Consider the following 17,455-nt stretch of genomic DNA (forward strand, 5'->3'; position numbering starts at 1 on the left):
AATGACGGACACGATGATTCCAGCTGGGATGACAGAAAAAGAATATTTTGAAATTCATGCCAGTCAGGAGGAGTTTTTAGACTGGTACTACAAGCAGGAACTCCCTCAATACGAAAAACCAAGTGTGACGGTGGATATGGTAGCCTACTGCTTTGTTGAAGGAAAGATCAAGCTTTTATTAATTCGTCGCAAGGCTCATCCATATCAAAATTGTTTGGCCTTAGTTGGAGGATTTATGGACAAGGGCGAAGATGCTGCGCATGCCTGTCAGCGTGAGGTGAGAGAAGAAGTCAATCTCGATCTTCCTTTGGAAAAAATCGAGCAATTGATGACCGTATCGACCCCCGGCCGTGACCCCCGGGGCTGGACAGTGACCATTGCCCACTTGGTTTATCTGCCTAGTCGTGCATTAGAACTTGTTCAAGCAGGAGACGATGCCAAGGATGTCGTTTTCGTAGATGTCGATTTTCAGACAGGCAAGTGCTTCTTAGAGGGAGTAGAGTTAGAGGAGCAAGCCTTCGCTTTTGACCATTATGCCATTATCCAAGAATCCATCAAACGAATCCAAGGCCGCCTCGACTGGAATCCGACCTTCCTTTATCTGCTGGATGAGGAGTTCACTGTCTACGAAGGAACTGAACTGGTCAATCTTATCAACCCCGGTCGTCCAATCGTCAGCAATAACTTTCTCGTAAAATACGGAGAATATGTAGAAGAAGTCGGACTCAAACGAGTGCCTAAAAAGAAACCAAGAAAAACCTATCGATTGAAATAAAAAACGAGGTCGGGACAAAGTTCCCGACCTCTTTATGTACCATCATGAAATGGTTTTGCTGTTGCGACTGTTTTTAGGGATGGCTATCTTTCTTAGAATTGCTCAGCATGTGAGTAAAGAAGGCTTTGTATCGATACTTGAGATAGTTCTCATGTAAAAATAACAAGGCGATATAGACAATCAAAAAGATTGTAGTCAGATAGAAGACATCAAATGCAGTTCGCGCATAGTAAGCGGCTGATTGATAAGAGCCAATAGCTCCCAAAATTAACCAAGGAAGATACTTGTAATATTTGCTTAACATAAGTCTACACCTCCTATATTCTATTTCAATGTTATTATATTCCTTTGTACTTAAAGATGCAAGCGATTACACAAAAACAAATTCGAATGTTTAACAGGAAAATCTCCTGTTTTTCTGTTTTATTACGAATAGAAGAGTAGGAGGAGTAAATGTATCTAAATGATGTAAGATTTTTAAAATAGTTTAGATAAATTGTTGACATATTTAAATCTCAATGTTACAATTATATTACAAAAAGATTTCTTTATATTTCTAAAATATTACAAAGGAGTAGAAAAATGAAAAAGAAAACCTATATCAAATTGATGACAGCAACTGTATTGGCTTCTACCTTGCTATTAGGAGCTTGTGGAAATAAAAAGGAAACAACTCAAGCAAGCAGTTCTGCTAAGACAAGCCAATCATCAAGCTCTAAAGCAGCTTCTGCTAGCAAAGAAAGCAAGACTCAGAAGTCCTCAATTTCAGCTTCATCTGAAAAGGCCAAGGCGTCTACTGACCAGTCTTCAGTAACTGCAACGCCATCACAAGCGGCACCTGCACCAGAGCAAAGACAAGGTCAAGAAGTGGCTAATCAACAGGCGGCTAGTCAACAAACTCCTGCTCAGACTCCTTCAACTCAACAGGCTCCTCAAGCCCAGTCTAACCAATCAAGCTATGATCCTACAACTGACCGCAAACTTCAAGACAAACAAGCAGAGCAAAATAAACGCTACAAGGGTGTTTTAACCATGGTAGATGGTGATTTCTCAGCTGCAGCGGGCAATTGGAAGGGAGCAAATGGCGAAACCATCACAGTTTCATCAGGTGGTCAATTTACAGTAGAATCTTCCGATGGAAAGAAAGAAAATTACTCTATCAAAGGCTATTCTTATACTCTTGATGATGGCAAGTATAATGCCAAAATTGGTGGAGGAAAAGTCATCCAAATTACAACAGGAGCGGATGGTAAGGTTTCCAGTGTTGCTTTGAGTCAATAATAAAATTTGGTGCTTTAACTTTTACTAGAAATCGTGCTGTAAAAGAGTGAGCCAACTGTTTTTCACTTAGTTTCTCCAAGAGAAAGTGGTATAATAAAAAAATCAAAGGAAAACGAGTGATAATACATGGCGGATAAATTAATATTACCTCAAAACACACGACTGATGGGAGTATTTCTTGGATTTGTAGGTGGTTCTTTGGATGTGTTTTGCCATATTCAATACCGTAGTTTGGTAGCGACACAGACAGGGAATATTCTCCTACTTATATCTGATTGGCACGACTCAAATGTTATTAATACGATGCTACGATTCTGCTCAATTATCTTCTTTTCTCTAGGATTTCTGTTTGCCCTACACATGAAAGAATACCGCAAAACGGCCTACTGGCGAGTTAAGATGTTGCTTCCTTTATTTATTGGGACACTTATTTTGCCTTTCTTTTCACGATCTCCTCTATTAGAAGTTCCTTTCATCGCTTTTGGAACAGGAATGATGATGCTAACATTTACGGGTAGCTTGATTGAAGATCATCCCTATGTCATTTTTATGACGTCTGGAAATTACCGAAAGATGTTGACCGCTTTGTATCGCATTGCTAGAAGAGAAGGAAATATCCAAGAATACCGTCGTCAAGCCTTAAATTATGGGATTGTTGTGGGAAGTTTCATAGTGGGGGCAATCAGCTTGGCTGTATTGATGCATTTTCTTCATGAATGGTCTGTTTGGATTATCAGCCTCAATTTGTTTTTGATTATGTCCTACTATATAGCTAGAGTGAAGCAATTAGATTTACAAGATGAAAACATATAAAAAACGACAAGACTCATTTTTTGAGCTTTGTCGTTTTTGTGAGTTGTAGATGTGAGACTATGCCTTATCCAACTGCAAGAGGGCTTCAATCTCTGCTAGGGTGCTAGCTTGTGAAATGGCTCCACGGAGTTTAGCTGCGCCAGATGTTCCACGGAGGTAGTGAGGAGCGAGTCCACGGAATTCACGAACTGCTACGTTTTCTCCTTTGAGGTTAATCAAGCGTTTCAAATGTTCGTAGGCGATTTTCATCTTGTCTTCAAAGGTCAAATCAGGTAGGATTTCTCCTGTTTCAAAGTAATGGTTGATTTGGTTGAAGAGGTAGGGATTTCCCATGGCAGCGCGACCAATCATAACTGCGTCAGCACCGACTTCTTCAATGCGTTGTTTAGCTTCTTGGACTGTACGGATGTCACCGTTGGCGATAAATGGAATCTTGGTCAAAGCTTGAGCGACCTTGTGAAGGGTCTCAAGGTCTGCGTGACCTGTATACATTTGCTCACGGGTACGGCCATGCATAGCAAGAGCAGAAACGCCTGCAGCTTCAGCAGCGAGGGCATTTTCTACTGCGAGAGATGGGTCGGCCCAGCCGGTACGCATTTTGACAGTAAGGGGGATATCAAGGACAGATTGGACCTTGTTGATGATAGAGTAGATCTTGTCTGGATCCTTGAGCCACATAGCGCCAGCTTCGTTCTTTACGATTTTGTTAACTGGGCAGCCCATGTTGATATCCACGATATCGGTCTTAGTGTTTTCTTGGATGAATTCTGCTGCGCGTGCGAGGCTGTCTTCATCGCTACCAAATAATTGGATAGAAACTGGGTTTTCGCCTTCATCGATATGAAGCATGTGCAGGGTTTTTTCGTTGTTGTATTGGATTCCCTTGTCAGAGACCATTTCCATTACAACGAGTCCAGCTCCGAGCTCTTTTGCGATGGTACGAAAGGCTGAGTTTGTCACGCCAGCCATAGGCGCTAAAACGGTACGATTGGGAATCTCAACATTGCCAATCATAAAGGGTGTATTAAGATTTGTCACGAATGAGTTCCTCCAGGTCGTTTTCATCAAAGTTGTAGGTTGTTTGGCAGAATTGACAAGTGATTTCTGCTCCGTGGTCTTCCTCTTTCATTTCCTGTAAGTCTGAGCTTGGAAGGCTAGCAAGAGCGTTCATAAAGCGTTCATGACTACAGTCACATTGGAAACGGATTTCTTCTTCAGAAAGACGCTTGTAGGCCTCGTCACCGTAGATAGCCTTGAGGAGGGCTTCGATATGGTCGTCGCTTTCCAGAAGGGTTGAGATAGCTGGCATTTCTTGGATGCGTTTTTCAAAGCGAGCAATCTCTTCTTCCTTGGCTCCTGGCAAGACTTGAACTAGGAAACCACCAGCAACCTTGACCTTGTCTTCTTCGTCTAAAAGGACATTGAGGCCGACTGCAGAAGGGGTCTGTTGGCTTTCAGTCAGGTAAAAGGCAAGGTCTTCACCGATTTCCCCAGAGATGAGGGGGGTCATAGAGTTGTAAGGATTTCCAGTACCATAGTCTGTGATAACGAGGAATTGGCCATTGCCGACAAAAGGTCCGACTAGGACTTCACCAGTTGCAGTCTTTTTGATGTCAACACCAGGATTTTGAACGTAGCCTTTGACGTTACCTTTGGTATCAGCGACGGTGATGATAGCACCTAGGGAGCTAGATCCCAGCACTTTAACTGTTAGTTTAGTATTTCCTTTTTCATTGGCTGCGAGAATCTGGCTAGCGATAAGAGTTCGACCAAGCGCTACAGTTGAGCTAGCTTGGGTTTGGTGTTTTTCTTGAGCAGTGCGGACGGTTTCTGTGCTGTCAAGGACAAAAGCACGAAAGGCTCCGCTTTCTGATATTGTTTTAATAATTTTATCCATAGCTACTATTTTAGCATAAAAATGCCCAAAGGGGGAGCCGTGTGTTTGCTGATTTTCAGGATAATGGACCAGGAAATCAGCATGAAAATAAAAAGAGAAACAGATTATTTCAGCATTTGTAAGATTTATGCTATGCTTAAGGTAGAAAATGAAAGGGGTAACAAATGTATTTAGGAGATTTGATGGAAAAGGCCGAATCTGGCCAATTTTCAATCCTTTCCTTTCTATTACAAGAGTCTCAGACGACTGTCAAGGCTGTAATGGAGGAAACAGGATTTTCAAAAGCAACCCTAACCAAATATGTCACCCTTCTTAATGACAAGGCTTTGGATAGTGGCTTAGAGCTGACTATTCACTTAGAAGATGAAAATCTGCGTCTGTCAATCGGTGCAGCTACCAAAGGGAGAGATATCCGGAGCTTGTTTTTGGAGAATGCTGTTAAATACCAGATTTTGGTCTATCTTCTCTATCACCAACAGTTCCTAGCCCATCAACTGGCTCAAGAATTGATGATTAGCGAGGCAACGCTTGGTCGCCACTTAGCTAGTTTAAATCAGATTTTGTCAGAATTTGACTTATCCATCCAAAATGGACGTTGGCGAGGTCCAGAGCATCAGATTCGCTATTTCTATTTCTGTCTTTTCCGCAAGGTCTGGTCGAGTCAGGAATGGGAAGGTCACATGCAGAAACCAGAGAGAAAACAGGAGATTGCCACTTTAGAAGAAATCTGCGGTGCGAGTTTATCTTCGGGGCAGAAATTGGACTTGGTTCTCTGGGCTCATATCAGTCAACAACGTCTTCGGGTCAATGCCTGTCAGTTTCAAGTCATAGAAGAGAAAATGCGAGGGTATTTTGACAATATTTTCTATCTTCGTTTGCTGAGAAAGGCTCCGTCCTTTTTTGCTGGGCAACACCTTCCTCTCGGAACTGAGGATGGAGAGATGATGATTTTCTTCTCATTTCTCCTATCTCATCGTATTCTTCCTCTTCATACTATGGAGTATATTCTTGGTTTTGGAGGGCAGTTGGCAGATTTGCTGACGCAATTGATTCAAGAAATGAAGAAGGAGGAGTTACTGGGTGATTACACAGAGGACCATGTTACCTATGAACTCAGTCAGCTTTGTGCTCAAGTCTATCTTTATAAGGGCTATATTTTACAGGATTGCTACAAGTACAAGTTAGAGAATCGTCATCCATATTTACTGATGGAACATGATTTTAGGGGGACGGCAGAGGAGATTTTTCATGCTCTACCTGCCTTTCAGCAGGGGACGGATTTGGATAAGAAAATTCTCTGGGAATGGCTTCAGTTGATGGAATATATGGCTGAAAATGGTGGTCAGCATATGCGGATTGGTCTGGATTTGACATCTGGTTTTCTTGTCTTTTCAAGGATGGCAGCCATTTTGAAACGGTATTTGGAATATAATCGTTTTATTACCATTGAAGCCTATGACCGAACTCGACATTATGATTTGCTGGTTACCAATAACCCGATTCATAAGAAGGAACAGACACCAGTCTATTATTTAAAAAATGACTTGGATATGGAAGATTTGGCAGCGATTCGTCAGTTATTATTCACTTAAAAGGCTTGGTCGTTCCAGGTCTTTTTGTGAAATTCACACAATCTCCTCACATTTTTTTAAAAATTAAAAAAAGTTGATAAACAAGAAAGCGCTTTATTTTGTATACTAGTAAGTGTAAAGAGGAAACATCCTCAAGATCTTTATCAGGAGGACAGCACATGTCACAAGAAAAATACATCATGGCCATTGACCAGGGGACTACAAGCTCTCGTGCCATTATTTTCAACAAAAAAGGAGAAAAGGTCAGCTCGAGTCAAAAAGAGTTTACCCAGATTTTCCCTCAGGCAGGTTGGGTAGAGCACAATGCCAATGAAATTTGGAACTCAGTCCAGTCAGTTATTGCGGGTGCTTTCATCGAAAGTGGTGTCAAGCCAAATCAAATCGAAGCAATCGGAATTACTAACCAGCGTGAAACAACGGTTGTCTGGGATAAGAAAACAGGACTTCCTATCTACAATGCTATCGTTTGGCAATCACGTCAGACAGCACCTTTGGCTGAACAACTAAAAAGTCAAGGTTATGTGGAAAAATTCCATGAAAAGACTGGTTTGATCATCGATGCTTACTTCTCTGCTACCAAGGTTCGTTGGATTTTAGACCATGTAGAGGGTGCGCAAGAGCGAGCTGAAAAAGGGGAATTGCTCTTTGGTACCATTGATACTTGGTTGGTTTGGAAATTGACTGACGGTGCGGCTCACGTGACCGACTACTCAAATGCAGCTCGTACCATGCTTTATAACATTAAAGAACTCAAATGGGATGACGAGATTTTGGAAATCCTCAACATTCCTAAGGCTATGCTACCAGAAGTTCGTTCTAACTCTGAAATCTACGGCAAGACAGCCCCATTCCATTTCTACGGTGGAGAAGTGCCAATCTCAGGTATGGCTGGGGACCAACAAGCGGCCCTCTTTGGACAGTTGGCCTTTGAACCAGGTATGGTTAAAAATACTTACGGAACAGGTTCTTTCATCATCATGAATACTGGTGAAGAAATGCAGTTGTCTGAAAACAATCTCTTGACAACGATTGGTTACGGAATCAATGGCAAGGTTTACTATGCCTTGGAAGGTTCTATCTTCATCGCAGGAAGTGCCATTCAATGGCTTCGTGATGGACTTCGCATGGTCGAAAATTCACCAGAATCTGAAAAATATGCCCGTGATTCTCACAACAACGATGAAGTTTATGTTGTTCCAGCCTTTACAGGTCTAGGAGCTCCATACTGGAACCAAAACGCTCGCGGTTCTGTCTTTGGCTTAACTCGTGGAACAACTAAAGAAGACTTTATCAAGGCAACTCTTCAATCTATCGCTTATCAAGTGCGTGACATCATCGACACCATGCAAGTGGATGCTCAGACAGCTATCCAAGTCTTGAAGGTGGATGGTGGTGCAGCTATGAACAACTTCCTCATGCAGTTCCAAGCTGACATTTTGGGAATCGATATCGCACGCGCCAAAAACTTGGAAACAACAGCTCTAGGTGCAGCCTTCCTAGCAGGTTTGTCAGTGGGCTATTGGAAGGACTTGGATGAGTTGAAACTCTTGAACGAGACAGGAGAACTCTTTGAGCCATCTATGAACGAATCGCGCAAGGAACAACTCTACAAGGGCTGGAAGAAGGCTGTAAAAGCAACCCAAGTCTTTGCGGAAATAGACGACTAATACTGGAAGAATAAAGTGACTTAGTTAGAAAGTGTGTAAAAATGGAATTTTCAAAGAAAACACGTGAATTATCAATTCAAAAAATGCAGGAACGTACCTTGGACCTCTTGATTATCGGTGGAGGAATTACAGGGGCTGGTGTAGCCTTGCAGGCAGCAGCTAGTGGTCTAGATACTGGTTTGATTGAAATGCAGGACTTCGCAGAAGGGACATCCAGCCGTTCAACAAAACTGGTTCACGGAGGACTACGTTACCTTAAGCAATTTGATGTAGAAGTGGTATCAGATACAGTTTCTGAACGTGCAGTGGTTCAACAAATCGCTCCACACATTCCGAAACCAGACCCAATGCTCTTGCCAGTTTACGATGAAGATGGAGCTACTTTTAGCCTCTTCCGTCTTAAAGTAGCTATGGATCTTTACGACCTCTTGGCAGGTGTCAACAACACACCAGCTGCTAACAAGGTTTTGAGCAAGGAAGAAGTCTTGGAACGCCAGCCAAACTTGAAGAAAGAAGGTTTGGTAGGAGGTGGAGTTTATCTTGACTTCCGTAACAACGATGCTCGTCTCGTGATCGAAAACATCAAACGTGCCAACCAGGACGGTGCCCTCATTGCTAACCACGTGAAGGCAGAAGGCTTCCTATTTGACGAAAGTGGCAAGATTACAGGTGTTGTAGCTCGTGATCTCTTGACAGACCAAGTCTTTGAAATCAAGGCCCGTCTGGTTATTAACACAACAGGTCCTTGGAGCGACAAGGTGCGCAATTTGTCTAATAAGGGAACACAATTCTCACAAATGCGTCCAACTAAGGGAGTTCACTTGGTAGTGGATTCAAGCAAGATCAAGGTTTCACAGCCAGTTTACTTTGATACAGGTTTGGGTGATGGCCGTATGGTCTTTGTTCTCCCACGTGAAAACAAGACTTACTTCGGTACAACGGATACAGACTACACAGGTGATTTGGAACATCCAAAAGTGACGCAGGAAGATGTAGATTACCTACTTGGCATTGTCAATAACCGCTTCCCAGAAGCCAACATTACTATTGATGATATCGAAAGCAGCTGGGCAGGTCTTCGTCCATTGATCGCAGGCAATAGCGCTTCTGACTACAATGGAGGAAATAACGGAACCATCAGTGATGAAAGCTTTAACAACTTGATTACGACTGTTGAATCTTATCTCTCTAAAGAAAAAACTCGTGAAGATGTAGAGGCTGCTGTTAGCAAGCTTGAAAGCAGTACCTCTGAGAAACATTTGGACCCATCTGCAGTTTCTCGTGGTTCTAGCTTGGACCGAGATGATAATGGTCTCTTGACCCTTGCTGGTGGTAAAATCACAGACTACCGTAAGATGGCTGAAGGAGCTATGGAGCGCGTGGTTGACATCCTCAAAGCAGAATTTGACCGTAGCTTTAAACTCATCAATTCTAAGACTTACCCTGTTTCAGGTGGGGAATTGAACCCAGCAAATGTGGACTCAGAAATCGAAGCCTTTGCGCAACTTGGAGTGTCACGTGGTTTGGATAGCAAGGAAGCTCATTACCTAGCAAATCTTTACGGTTCAAATGCACCGAAGGTCTTTGCCCTTGCTCATAGTTTAGAACAAGCACCAGGTCTTAGTTTGGCTGATACCTTGTCTCTGCACTATGCAATGCGCAATGAGTTGGCTCTGAGCCCAGTTGACTTCCTCCTTCGTCGCACCAACCACATGCTCTTTATGCGTGATAGTTTGGATAGCATCGTTGAGCCAGTTCTGGATGAAATGGGACGATTCTATGATTGGTCAGAAGAAGAAAAAGCAACTTACCGTGCTGATGTAAAAGCAGCTCTTGCTAATAACGATTTAGCAGAATTAAAAAATTAAGAAAAACTAGAAGAGAGGGAAGCAAGCGTTCCTTGCCTTCTCTCTCCTTCTTTTAAAAGGAGACAACGATATGATGAAAGAATTATTTGGAGAGTTTTTGGGGACCTTAATCCTTATCCTCCTAGGAAATGGTGTTGTAGCAGGTGTGGTTCTTCCCAAAACCAAGAGTAACAATTCAGGATGGATTGTCATCACTATGGGATGGGGAATTGCTGTAGCCGTTGCGGCCTTTGTATCTGGTACGCTCAGTCCAGCTCATTTAAACCCAGCTGTGACAATTGGTGTGGCTTTAAAAGGTGATTTACCTTGGGCTTCCGTTTTGCCTTATATCTTAGCCCAGTTCGCAGGGGCTATGCTCGGTCAGATTTTGGTTTGGTTGCAATTCAAGCCGCATTATGAGGCAGAAGAAAATGCAGGCAATATCCTGGCAACCTTCAGTACTGGACCAGCTATAAAAGATACTGTATCAAACTTGATTAGTGAAATCCTAGGAACTTTTGTATTGGTATTAACAATCTTTGCTTTGGGACTTTATGACCTTCAAGCAGGAATCGGAACCTTCGCAGTGGGAACTTTGATTGTCGGTATCGTTCTATCACTAGGTGGAACAACAGGTTGTGCCTTGAACCCTGCGCGTGACCTTGGACCTCGTATCATGCATAGCATCTTGCCAATTTCAAACAAGGGAGACGGAGATTGGTCTTACGCTTGGATTCCAGTTGTGGGACCTGTTATCGGTGCAGCCTTGGCCGTGCTTGTATTCTCGCTTTTCTAATCTAGAAAACAATTATGTTGAAAAGCTTGAGATGAAAATCTCAGGCTTTTTTAAAAATATACATAGAAAAACCGCATAATTTTAAAATTAGCTTAAATATAATGAAAATCTACGGCAAACAATTGAAAAAATACTATATAAAGTGGTACAATGGTAGAAAAATAAGCTAGTAAGAATCACTCTTATTTTAGCTAAAAATTACAGAAATGAATGGTTTTTCTTGATGAAACAGAGAAAAGAATTGTACCTCTTTCTTGGTCGGACAGCCTTGTATTTTCTTATCTTTCTGGGGCTGCTTTACTTTTTTAGCTATCTTGGTCAGGGTCAAGGAAGCTTTATCTATAATGAATTTTAACTTGAAGGAGAATCCCTATTGTGTCAAATAAACCAATAGCAGATATGATTGAAACCATTGAGCATTTTGCTCAGACCCAGCCTAGCTATCCTGTTTATAATGTTTTGGGTCAGGAACACACTTATGGAGATTTGAAGGCTGATTCGGATAGTTTGGCTGCAGCCATTGACCAACTAGGCTTGCCTGAGAAGTCTCCTGTGGTTGTTTTTGGTGGCCAAGAATATGAAATGTTGGCAACCTTTGTAGCGCTGACTAAGTCAGGTCATGCCTACATTCCCATTGATAGCCATTCGGCTTTGGAGCGAGTTTCAGCTATTTTAGAAGTAGCAGAGCCAAGCTTGATTATTGCCATCTCAGACTTTCCATTGGAGCAGGTTTCTACGCCAATGATGAATCTAGCTCAGGTGCAAGAAGCCTTTGCTCAAGGGACTAGCTATGAGATCACGCATCCAGTCAAGGGTGATGATAACTACTACATCATCTTTACTTCTGGTACGACTGGTAAGCCAAAGGGAGTACAGATTTCCCATGATAACCTCCTCAGCTTTACCAATTGGATGATTACGGACAAGGAATTTGCGACGCCAAGTCGTTCGCAAATGCTGGCTCAGCCACCTTATTCTTTTGACTTGTCTGTCATGTACTGGGCACCGACCTTGGCACTGGGTGGTACGCTCTTCGCTCTTCCTTCAGCTATTACTCAGGACTTTAAGCAACTCTTTGCGACCATCTTTTCATTGCCAATCGCTATCTGGACATCAACCCCTTCTTTTGCGGATATGGCCATGTTGTCAGAAGACTTTAATAGTGAGAAAATGCCTGGAATCACGCATTTCTACTTTGATGGTGAAGAATTGACGGTTAAAACGGCTCAAAAACTACGCGAACGTTTCCCAAATGCCCGTATTATCAATGCCTACGGCCCAACAGAAGCGACAGTAGCCCTGTCAGCAGTTGCTGTGACAGACGAGATGCTAGCGACTCTCAAACGCCTACCAATCGGCTATACCAAGGCTGATTCTCCAACCTTTATCATTGATGAGAATGGCAAGAAACTGCCAAATGGTGAACAGGGAGAAATCATTGTTTCTGGACCAGCCGTTTCAAAAGGTTATATGAACAATCCTGAAAAAACGGCAGAAGCCTTCTTTGAGTTTGAAGGTCTACCAGCCTACCATACAGGAGATGTGGGAACTATGACAGATGAAGGCTTGCTTCTCTACGGCGGACGCATGGACTTCCAGATTAAGTTTAACGGTTACCGCATTGAGTTAGAAGATGTCTCTCAAAACCTCAATAAGTCTCGCTTTATCGAGTCTGCTGTAGCTGTGCCACGTTATAATAAAGACCACAAGGTGCAAAATCTATTGGCTTATGTCATCTTGAAAGACGGTGTTCGTGAGCAGTTTGAGCGAGATATTGATATTACCAAGGCTATCAAGGAAGATTTAACAGATATCATGATGTCCTACATGATGCCGTCTAAATTCCTTTATCGAGACAGTTTGCCACTGACTCCAAATGGAAAAATTGACATCAAAGGATTGATTAACGAGGTGAACAAGAGATGATGGAGTTCTTTCAACAGCTTCCTCATTTAGAGCCATATGGCAATCCTCAGTATTTTGTTTATGTGATTGCTGCAACCTTGCCCATCTTTGTAGGCCTCTTTTTCAAGAAACGCTTTGCCTGGTATGAAGTGCTGGTAAGTCTCTTCTTTATCATCACCATGTTGGTGGGTGGAAAGACCAATCAACTAGCTGCCTTGGGTACTTACCTTTGCTGGGAAATATTGCTCCTACTCTTCTACAAGCATTATCGAAAAAGTAAGGATGGAAAGTGGGTCTTCTACCTAGTTAGTTTTCTGTCCCTCCTTCCGATTATCTTTGTCAAGGTGCAGCCAGCTATCAATGGAACGCAGTCTTTGCTTGGGTTCTTGGGAATTTCTTACCTGACCTTTCGTTCGGTTGGAATTATCATCGAGCTGAGAGATGGAGTGATTAAGGATTTTACCCTCTGGGAATTCCTCCGTTTTCTTCTCTTCATGCCGACTTTTTCAAGTGGTCCAATCGATCGCTTTAAGCGTTTTAATGAAAATTATCAGACCATTCCTGAGCGAGATGAGTTGATGGATATGCTGGAAGAATCCGTTCGCTATATCATGTGGGGATTTTTGTACAAGTTTATCCTGGCTCATGTTTTAGGAGAAACTTTACTACCTCCTCTGAAGAATCTAGCCCTGCAGTCAGGTGGCTTCTTTAACCCCTATGCCTTGGCAGTTATGTATACCTTTGGTTTGGAGCTCTTCTTTGACTTTGCAGGTTACTCTATGTTTGCCTTGGCTATCTCAAACTTAATGGGAATCCGTAGCCCCATCAACTTTAATAAGCCTTTTTTATCAAGGGATTTAAAGGAATTTTGGAATCGCTGGCATATGAGTCTCTCTTTCTGGTTCCGTGACTTTGTCTTTATGCGAATGGTCATGGTGTTAACCAGAAAGAAGGTCTTTAAGAATCGCAATGTAACCTCAAGTGTGGCCTACATTGTAAATATGCTGATTATGGGATTTTGGCATGGCGTGACCTGGTACTACATCGCCTATGGACTCTTTCATGGATTGGGTTTGGTCATCAATGACGCTTGGGTTCGTAAGAAAAAAACACTCAATAAGGAACGGAAAAAAGCAGGGAAGCCTGCTCTACCTGAGAATCGCTGGATTCAGTTGCTTGGCATGGTTATCACCTTCCATGTCGTCATGCTGTCATTCTTAATCTTTTCTGGATTCTTGAATGATTTATGGTTTAAAAAATAAAGGAAATAAAATATGGATATCAAATCAGAAGTTATCGAAATTATTGATGAGTTGTTTATGGAAGATGTTTCTGACATGATGGATGAAGATCTTTTTGATGCAGGTGTCTTGGATAGTATGGGAACGGTAGAGTTGATTGTGGAGATTGAAAACCGTTTTGACATTCGCGTTCCTGTAACAGAGTTTGGTCGCGACGACTGGAATACAGCCAATAAAATCATAGCTGGTATTGTGGAGCTACAAAATGCTTAAACGCTTATGGATGATTTTCGGGCCCATCTTCATAGCTGGATTTTTGGTTCTTCTACTCATCTTTTTTTATCCAAGTACAACAAGCCATAATCTGACGGAGGAGAAATATTCGGCGGCTTCTGTTAGTGTAGAGAGTTTTAAAGAGAGAAGCCAAAAAGTAAGGGCTCTTACAGATCCAAATATGCGTTTTATTCCTTTTCTAGGGTCCAGTGAATGGCTTCGTTTTGACGGTGCCCATCCTGCGGTATTGGCTGAGAAATACAACCGCTCTTATCGCCCCTATCTTTTAGGACAGAGGGGAGCTGCATCGCTCAACCAGTATTTTGGGATGCAACAGATGTTGCCACAACTGGAGAATAAACAAGTTGTATATGTCATCTCGCCCCAGTGGTTTAGTAAAAATGGCTATGAGCCAGCAGCCTTCCAGCAGTATTTTAATGGGGATCAGTTGACGAGTTTTCTGGAACATCAATCTGGAGATCAGGCTAGTCAATATGCAGCGACCCGCTTACTACAGCAGTTTCCAAATGTAGCTATGAAGGACCTGGTTCAGAAGTTGGCAAGTAAAGAAGAATTGTCGACGGCAGACAATGAAATGATTGAATTATTGGCTCGTTTTAATGAACGTCAAGCTTCCTTTTTTGGTCAGTTTTCGGTTAGAGGCTATTTCAAATACGATAAGCATGTAGCTAAGTATTTAAAGACCTTGCCAGATCAGTTTTCTTATCAAGCTATAGAAGATGTTGTCAAAGCAGATGCAGAAAAGAATACTTCTAATAATGATCTGGGAATGGAGAATTATTTCTATAATACACAGATTAAGAAGGATTTGAATAAATTAAAGGATTCTCAGAAAAATTTTACCTATCTCAAGTCGCCAGAATATAATGACTTGCAGTTAGTGTTGACACAGTTTTCTAAATCCAAGGTAAACCCGATTTTTATCATTCCACCTGTTAATAAAAAATGGATGGACTATGCTGGTTTACGAGAGGATATGTACCAACAAACGGTGCAAAAGATTCGTTATCAGTTAGAAAGTCAAGGTTTTACCAATATAGCAGATTTTTCTAAGGATGGCGGGGAGCCTTTCTTTATGAAGGATACCATTCACCTTGGTTGGTTGGGTTGGTTGGCTTTTGACAAGGCAGTTGATCCTTTCCTATCCAATCCCACACCAGCTCCGACTTACCATCTGAATGAGCGCTTTTTCAGCAAAGATTGGGCGACTTATGATGGAGATGTCAAAGAATTTCAATAGATCATAATATAGAAGAGTTCAAGAATGAAGCCTATTTTCACGTTTTTTCTTGACTCTTTTTTTGGTTGTGATATAATTAACCAGTAAATAATTTTTTTTTTTAAAGAATAGTATTTTCTCTTAAAAAAGAGAAGTCTAAAAGGAAAGGAGTCAGATATGAGACAGCTAGCGAAGGATATCGATGCCTTTTTAAATGAGGTGATTTTGCAGGCGGAAAATCAGCATGAAATCCTAATAGGTCATTGCACTAGCGAGGTAGCCCTGACCAATACTCAGGAGCACATTCTCATGCTCTTGTCAGAGGAATCTTTAACAAATTCAGAGTTGGCCCGTCGCCTCAATGTCAGTCAGGCGGCGGTTACCAAGGCCATTAAGTCTTTGGTCAAGGAAGGGATGTTGGAAACATCTAAAGATCCTAAGGATGCGCGTGTGATTTTTTATCAGTTGACTGATTTGGCTCGTCCAATCGCTGAGGAGCACCATCATCACCATGAGCATACACTTTTAACCTATGAACAAGTGGCAACTCAGTTTACTCCAAATGAACAAAAAGTTATTCAGCGGTTTTTGACTGCTTTAGTAGGAGAAATCAAATAATGAGATACATTACGGTAGAGGATTTATCCTTCTATTATGATAAGGAGCCCGTTCTTGAACATATCAATTATAGTGTTGATAGTGGGGAATTTGTTACCTTGACAGGGGAGAATGGGGCAGCTAAGACGACACTGATTAAGGCCAGTCTTGGAATCCTTCAGCCACGCATTGGAAAGGTGACCATTTCAAAGACAAATACGCAGGGTAAGAAATTGAGAATAGCCTATCTTCCCCAGCAGATTGCCAGTTTTAATGCTGGTTTTCCAAGTACGGTTTATGAATTTGTCAAGTCGGGTCGCTATCCACGAAAGGGTTGGTTCCGTCGTTTGAATGCTCATGATGAGGAGCATATCAAGGCTAGTTTGGACTCAGTTGGTATGTGGGAACATCGAGACAAACGCTTGGGGTCTCTATCTGGAGGACAAAAGCAGCGAGCGGTGATTGCGCGTATGTTTGCTTCGGATCCAGATGTGTTTATTCTAGATGAGCCGACAACGGGGATGGATGCAGGAAGTAAAAATGAATTTTACGAACTCATGCACCACAGCGCCCATCATCATGGCAAGGCTGTTTTGATGATTACCCATGACCCTGAAGAAGTTAAGGATTATGCGGATCGCAATATCCATCTAGTCCGTAACCAAGACTCACCATGGCGTTGTTTCAACGTTCATGAGAATGATCAGGAGGTGGGCCATGCTTAGTTTGTTATCTTATGACTTTATGCAACGTGCCTTTCTGGCCGTTATTGCCATGAGTCTTTTCTCGCCGGTATTGGGGACCTTCCTTATCTTGCGTCGTCAGAGTTTGATGAGTGATACCCTCAGCCACGTCTCGCTTTCGGGTGTAGCCTTTGGTCTGGTTCTGGGGATTTCTCCGACTATTTCTACGATTGCTATTGTCTTGATTGCGGCAGTCTTCCTGGAGTATCTCCGTACGGTTTACAAGAACTTTATGGAAATCGGGACAGCTATCCTCATGTCGACAGGTCTGGCTGTTTCTCTGATTGTCATGAGCAAGGGTAAAAGCTCTAGTTCTATGAGTTTGGACCAGTACCTTTTTGGTTCAATCGTGACTATTAGCGAAGAGCAGGTCATTTCCCTCTTTGTCATTGCGGCGGTTGTCTTGATTTTGACCTTTCTCTTCCTTCGTCCTATGTATATCCTGACCTTTGATGAGGATACGGCCTTTGTGGATGGTTTGCCAGTTCGTACCATGTCCATTCTTTTTAACATGGTGACGGGGGTGGCCATTGCCCTTATGATTCCAGCTGCGGGAGCTCTTCTGGTATCGACCATTATGGTCTTGCCAGCTAGTATTGCCCTGCGTCTGGGGAAAAACTTTAAATCGGTTATGCTGCTTGCCAGTGCTATTGGATTTTTGGGAATGGTAGCAGGACTTTACATTTCCTACTATGCAGAAACACCTGCAAGTGCAAGTATTACCATTATTTTTGTAACTGTCTTTTTACTCATTAGTTTAGTAAGACGTTTTATCAAATAGGAGACTA

18 protein-coding genes are annotated in these 17,455 nt (G+C 42.3%); 15 read left to right on the top strand and 3 right to left on the bottom strand.

Annotated elements, in window-relative coordinates; all coding sequences use genetic code 11:
* The first annotated feature begins 1 nt into the window (after position 1).
* A complete protein-coding gene (locus F9B91_RS05205) occupies positions 2-775 on the top strand; it encodes an NUDIX domain-containing protein (protein WP_084887723.1) in 774 nt (257 codons plus the stop codon).
* A 73-nt stretch (positions 776-848) separates the two neighbouring features.
* Here F9B91_RS05205 and F9B91_RS05210 read toward each other — a convergent pair whose 3' ends face one another.
* Positions 849-1,079, bottom strand: coding sequence for a hypothetical protein (locus tag F9B91_RS05210; RefSeq protein WP_084887725.1), 231 nt, complete (start codon positions 1,077-1,079; stop codon positions 849-851).
* Positions 1,080-1,357: 278 nt separating this feature from the next.
* On the opposite strand from F9B91_RS05210, the gene F9B91_RS05215 reads away from it, so the two are divergent.
* Positions 1,358-2,056 (top strand): hypothetical protein, encoded by a 699-nt coding sequence (locus tag F9B91_RS05215; RefSeq protein ID WP_084887727.1) that lies wholly within the window; start codon positions 1,358-1,360, stop codon positions 2,054-2,056.
* A 126-nt stretch (positions 2,057-2,182) separates the two neighbouring features.
* Positions 2,183-2,869, top strand: coding sequence for a YoaK family protein (locus tag F9B91_RS05220; protein ID WP_084887729.1), 687 nt, complete (start codon positions 2,183-2,185; stop codon positions 2,867-2,869).
* A gap of 57 nt (positions 2,870-2,926) precedes the next feature.
* Here the strand turns inward: F9B91_RS05220 and dusB are convergent, their stop codons facing one another.
* The gene (gene dusB / locus F9B91_RS05225) at positions 2,927-3,907 is read right to left on the bottom strand and encodes a tRNA dihydrouridine synthase DusB (protein ID WP_000183308.1); all 981 of its coding nucleotides are present in this window, start codon (positions 3,905-3,907) and stop codon (positions 2,927-2,929) included.
* Complete coding sequence (gene hslO / locus F9B91_RS05230; protein ID WP_031227923.1) at positions 3,894-4,766, bottom strand: Hsp33 family molecular chaperone HslO; 873 nt, start codon at positions 4,764-4,766, stop codon at positions 3,894-3,896. Before hslO ends, dusB begins: the two co-directional genes overlap by 14 nt.
* A 164-nt stretch (positions 4,767-4,930) precedes the next feature.
* Here hslO and F9B91_RS05235 point away from each other — a divergent pair, with 164 nt between their 5' ends.
* The 12 genes from F9B91_RS05235 (at position 4,931) to F9B91_RS05290 (ending at position 17,448) form a co-directional block, all read left to right on the top strand.
* A complete protein-coding gene (locus F9B91_RS05235; RefSeq protein WP_150922688.1) occupies positions 4,931-6,358 on the top strand; it encodes a helix-turn-helix domain-containing protein in 1,428 nt (475 codons plus the stop codon).
* Positions 6,359-6,516: 158 nt separating this feature from the next.
* Positions 6,517-8,025: a glycerol kinase GlpK gene (gene glpK, locus F9B91_RS05240; protein ID WP_000076785.1), complete on the top strand. Its 1,509-nt coding sequence runs from the start codon at positions 6,517-6,519 to the stop codon at positions 8,023-8,025.
* A 41-nt stretch (positions 8,026-8,066) separates the two neighbouring features.
* Positions 8,067-9,893, top strand: a complete 1,827-nt coding sequence (glpO, locus tag F9B91_RS05245) for a type 1 glycerol-3-phosphate oxidase (RefSeq protein WP_150922689.1) — start codon at positions 8,067-8,069, stop codon at positions 9,891-9,893.
* 70 nt (positions 9,894-9,963) lie between these two features.
* Positions 9,964-10,668, top strand: a complete 705-nt coding sequence (locus tag F9B91_RS05250) for an MIP/aquaporin family protein (protein ID WP_150922690.1) — start codon at positions 9,964-9,966, stop codon at positions 10,666-10,668.
* A 223-nt stretch (positions 10,669-10,891) separates the two neighbouring features.
* On the top strand, positions 10,892-11,023 hold the full coding sequence (locus F9B91_RS05255; RefSeq protein ID WP_000813667.1) for a teichoic acid D-Ala incorporation-associated protein DltX: 132 nt from the start codon (positions 10,892-10,894) through the stop codon (positions 11,021-11,023).
* A 20-nt stretch (positions 11,024-11,043) separates the two neighbouring features.
* The gene (gene dltA, locus F9B91_RS05260; protein WP_150922691.1) at positions 11,044-12,594 is read left to right on the top strand and encodes a D-alanine--poly(phosphoribitol) ligase subunit DltA; all 1,551 of its coding nucleotides are present in this window, start codon (positions 11,044-11,046) and stop codon (positions 12,592-12,594) included.
* Complete coding sequence (dltB, locus tag F9B91_RS05265) at positions 12,591-13,835, top strand: D-alanyl-lipoteichoic acid biosynthesis protein DltB (protein WP_150922692.1); 1,245 nt, start codon at positions 12,591-12,593, stop codon at positions 13,833-13,835. Before dltA ends, dltB begins: the two co-directional genes overlap by 4 nt.
* A gap of 12 nt (positions 13,836-13,847) precedes the next feature.
* Positions 13,848-14,087 carry a D-alanine--poly(phosphoribitol) ligase subunit DltC gene (gene dltC / locus F9B91_RS05270; RefSeq protein WP_000351967.1) on the top strand — a complete coding sequence of 80 codons (240 nt, stop codon included), beginning with the start codon at positions 13,848-13,850 and terminating at the stop codon, positions 14,085-14,087.
* Positions 14,080-15,348 carry a D-alanyl-lipoteichoic acid biosynthesis protein DltD gene (gene dltD, locus F9B91_RS05275; protein WP_150922693.1) on the top strand — a complete coding sequence of 423 codons (1,269 nt, stop codon included), beginning with the start codon at positions 14,080-14,082 and terminating at the stop codon, positions 15,346-15,348. Before dltC ends, dltD begins: the two co-directional genes overlap by 8 nt.
* Positions 15,349-15,504: 156 nt before the next feature.
* Positions 15,505-15,945 (top strand): zinc-dependent transcriptional regulator AdcR, encoded by a 441-nt coding sequence (adcR, locus tag F9B91_RS05280; protein WP_001249308.1) that lies wholly within the window; start codon positions 15,505-15,507, stop codon positions 15,943-15,945.
* Positions 15,945-16,649, top strand: coding sequence for a metal ABC transporter ATP-binding protein (locus F9B91_RS05285; protein ID WP_001269496.1), 705 nt, complete (start codon positions 15,945-15,947; stop codon positions 16,647-16,649). The genes adcR and F9B91_RS05285 overlap by 1 nt, the downstream gene beginning before the upstream one ends.
* Positions 16,642-17,448: a metal ABC transporter permease gene (locus tag F9B91_RS05290; protein WP_045612455.1), complete on the top strand. Its 807-nt coding sequence runs from the start codon at positions 16,642-16,644 to the stop codon at positions 17,446-17,448. Before F9B91_RS05285 ends, F9B91_RS05290 begins: the two co-directional genes overlap by 8 nt.
* Positions 17,449-17,455 lie beyond the last annotated feature (7 nt).

This window comes from Streptococcus mitis (assembly GCF_008763935.1).
GTDB classification, from domain to species: Bacteria; Bacillota; Bacilli; order Lactobacillales; family Streptococcaceae; genus Streptococcus; species Streptococcus mitis_DB.

What these genes read in the sequence shown, in the direction of transcription:
- F9B91_RS05205 (WP_084887723.1), top strand. Translation starts at nt 2, where the DNA reads ATGACGGACACGATGATTCCAGCTGGGATGACAGAAAAAGAATATTTT.
- F9B91_RS05210 (WP_084887725.1), bottom strand. Translation starts at nt 1,079, where the DNA reads ATGTTAAGCAAATATTACAAGTATCTTCCTTGGTTAATTTTGGGAGCT.
- F9B91_RS05215 (WP_084887727.1), top strand. Translation starts at nt 1,358, where the DNA reads ATGAAAAAGAAAACCTATATCAAATTGATGACAGCAACTGTATTGGCT.
- F9B91_RS05220 (WP_084887729.1), top strand. Translation starts at nt 2,183, where the DNA reads ATGGCGGATAAATTAATATTACCTCAAAACACACGACTGATGGGAGTA.
- hslO (WP_031227923.1), bottom strand. Translation starts at nt 4,766, where the DNA reads ATGGATAAAATTATTAAAACAATATCAGAAAGCGGAGCCTTTCGTGCT.
- F9B91_RS05235 (WP_150922688.1), top strand. Translation starts at nt 4,931, where the DNA reads ATGTATTTAGGAGATTTGATGGAAAAGGCCGAATCTGGCCAATTTTCA.
- glpK (WP_000076785.1), top strand. Translation starts at nt 6,517, where the DNA reads ATGTCACAAGAAAAATACATCATGGCCATTGACCAGGGGACTACAAGC.
- glpO (WP_150922689.1), top strand. Translation starts at nt 8,067, where the DNA reads ATGGAATTTTCAAAGAAAACACGTGAATTATCAATTCAAAAAATGCAG.
- F9B91_RS05250 (WP_150922690.1), top strand. Translation starts at nt 9,964, where the DNA reads ATGATGAAAGAATTATTTGGAGAGTTTTTGGGGACCTTAATCCTTATC.
- F9B91_RS05255 (WP_000813667.1), top strand. Translation starts at nt 10,892, where the DNA reads ATGAAACAGAGAAAAGAATTGTACCTCTTTCTTGGTCGGACAGCCTTG.
- dltB (WP_150922692.1), top strand. Translation starts at nt 12,591, where the DNA reads ATGATGGAGTTCTTTCAACAGCTTCCTCATTTAGAGCCATATGGCAAT.
- dltC (WP_000351967.1), top strand. Translation starts at nt 13,848, where the DNA reads ATGGATATCAAATCAGAAGTTATCGAAATTATTGATGAGTTGTTTATG.
- dltD (WP_150922693.1), top strand. Translation starts at nt 14,080, where the DNA reads ATGCTTAAACGCTTATGGATGATTTTCGGGCCCATCTTCATAGCTGGA.
- adcR (WP_001249308.1), top strand. Translation starts at nt 15,505, where the DNA reads ATGAGACAGCTAGCGAAGGATATCGATGCCTTTTTAAATGAGGTGATT.
- F9B91_RS05285 (WP_001269496.1), top strand. Translation starts at nt 15,945, where the DNA reads ATGAGATACATTACGGTAGAGGATTTATCCTTCTATTATGATAAGGAG.
- F9B91_RS05290 (WP_045612455.1), top strand. Translation starts at nt 16,642, where the DNA reads ATGCTTAGTTTGTTATCTTATGACTTTATGCAACGTGCCTTTCTGGCC.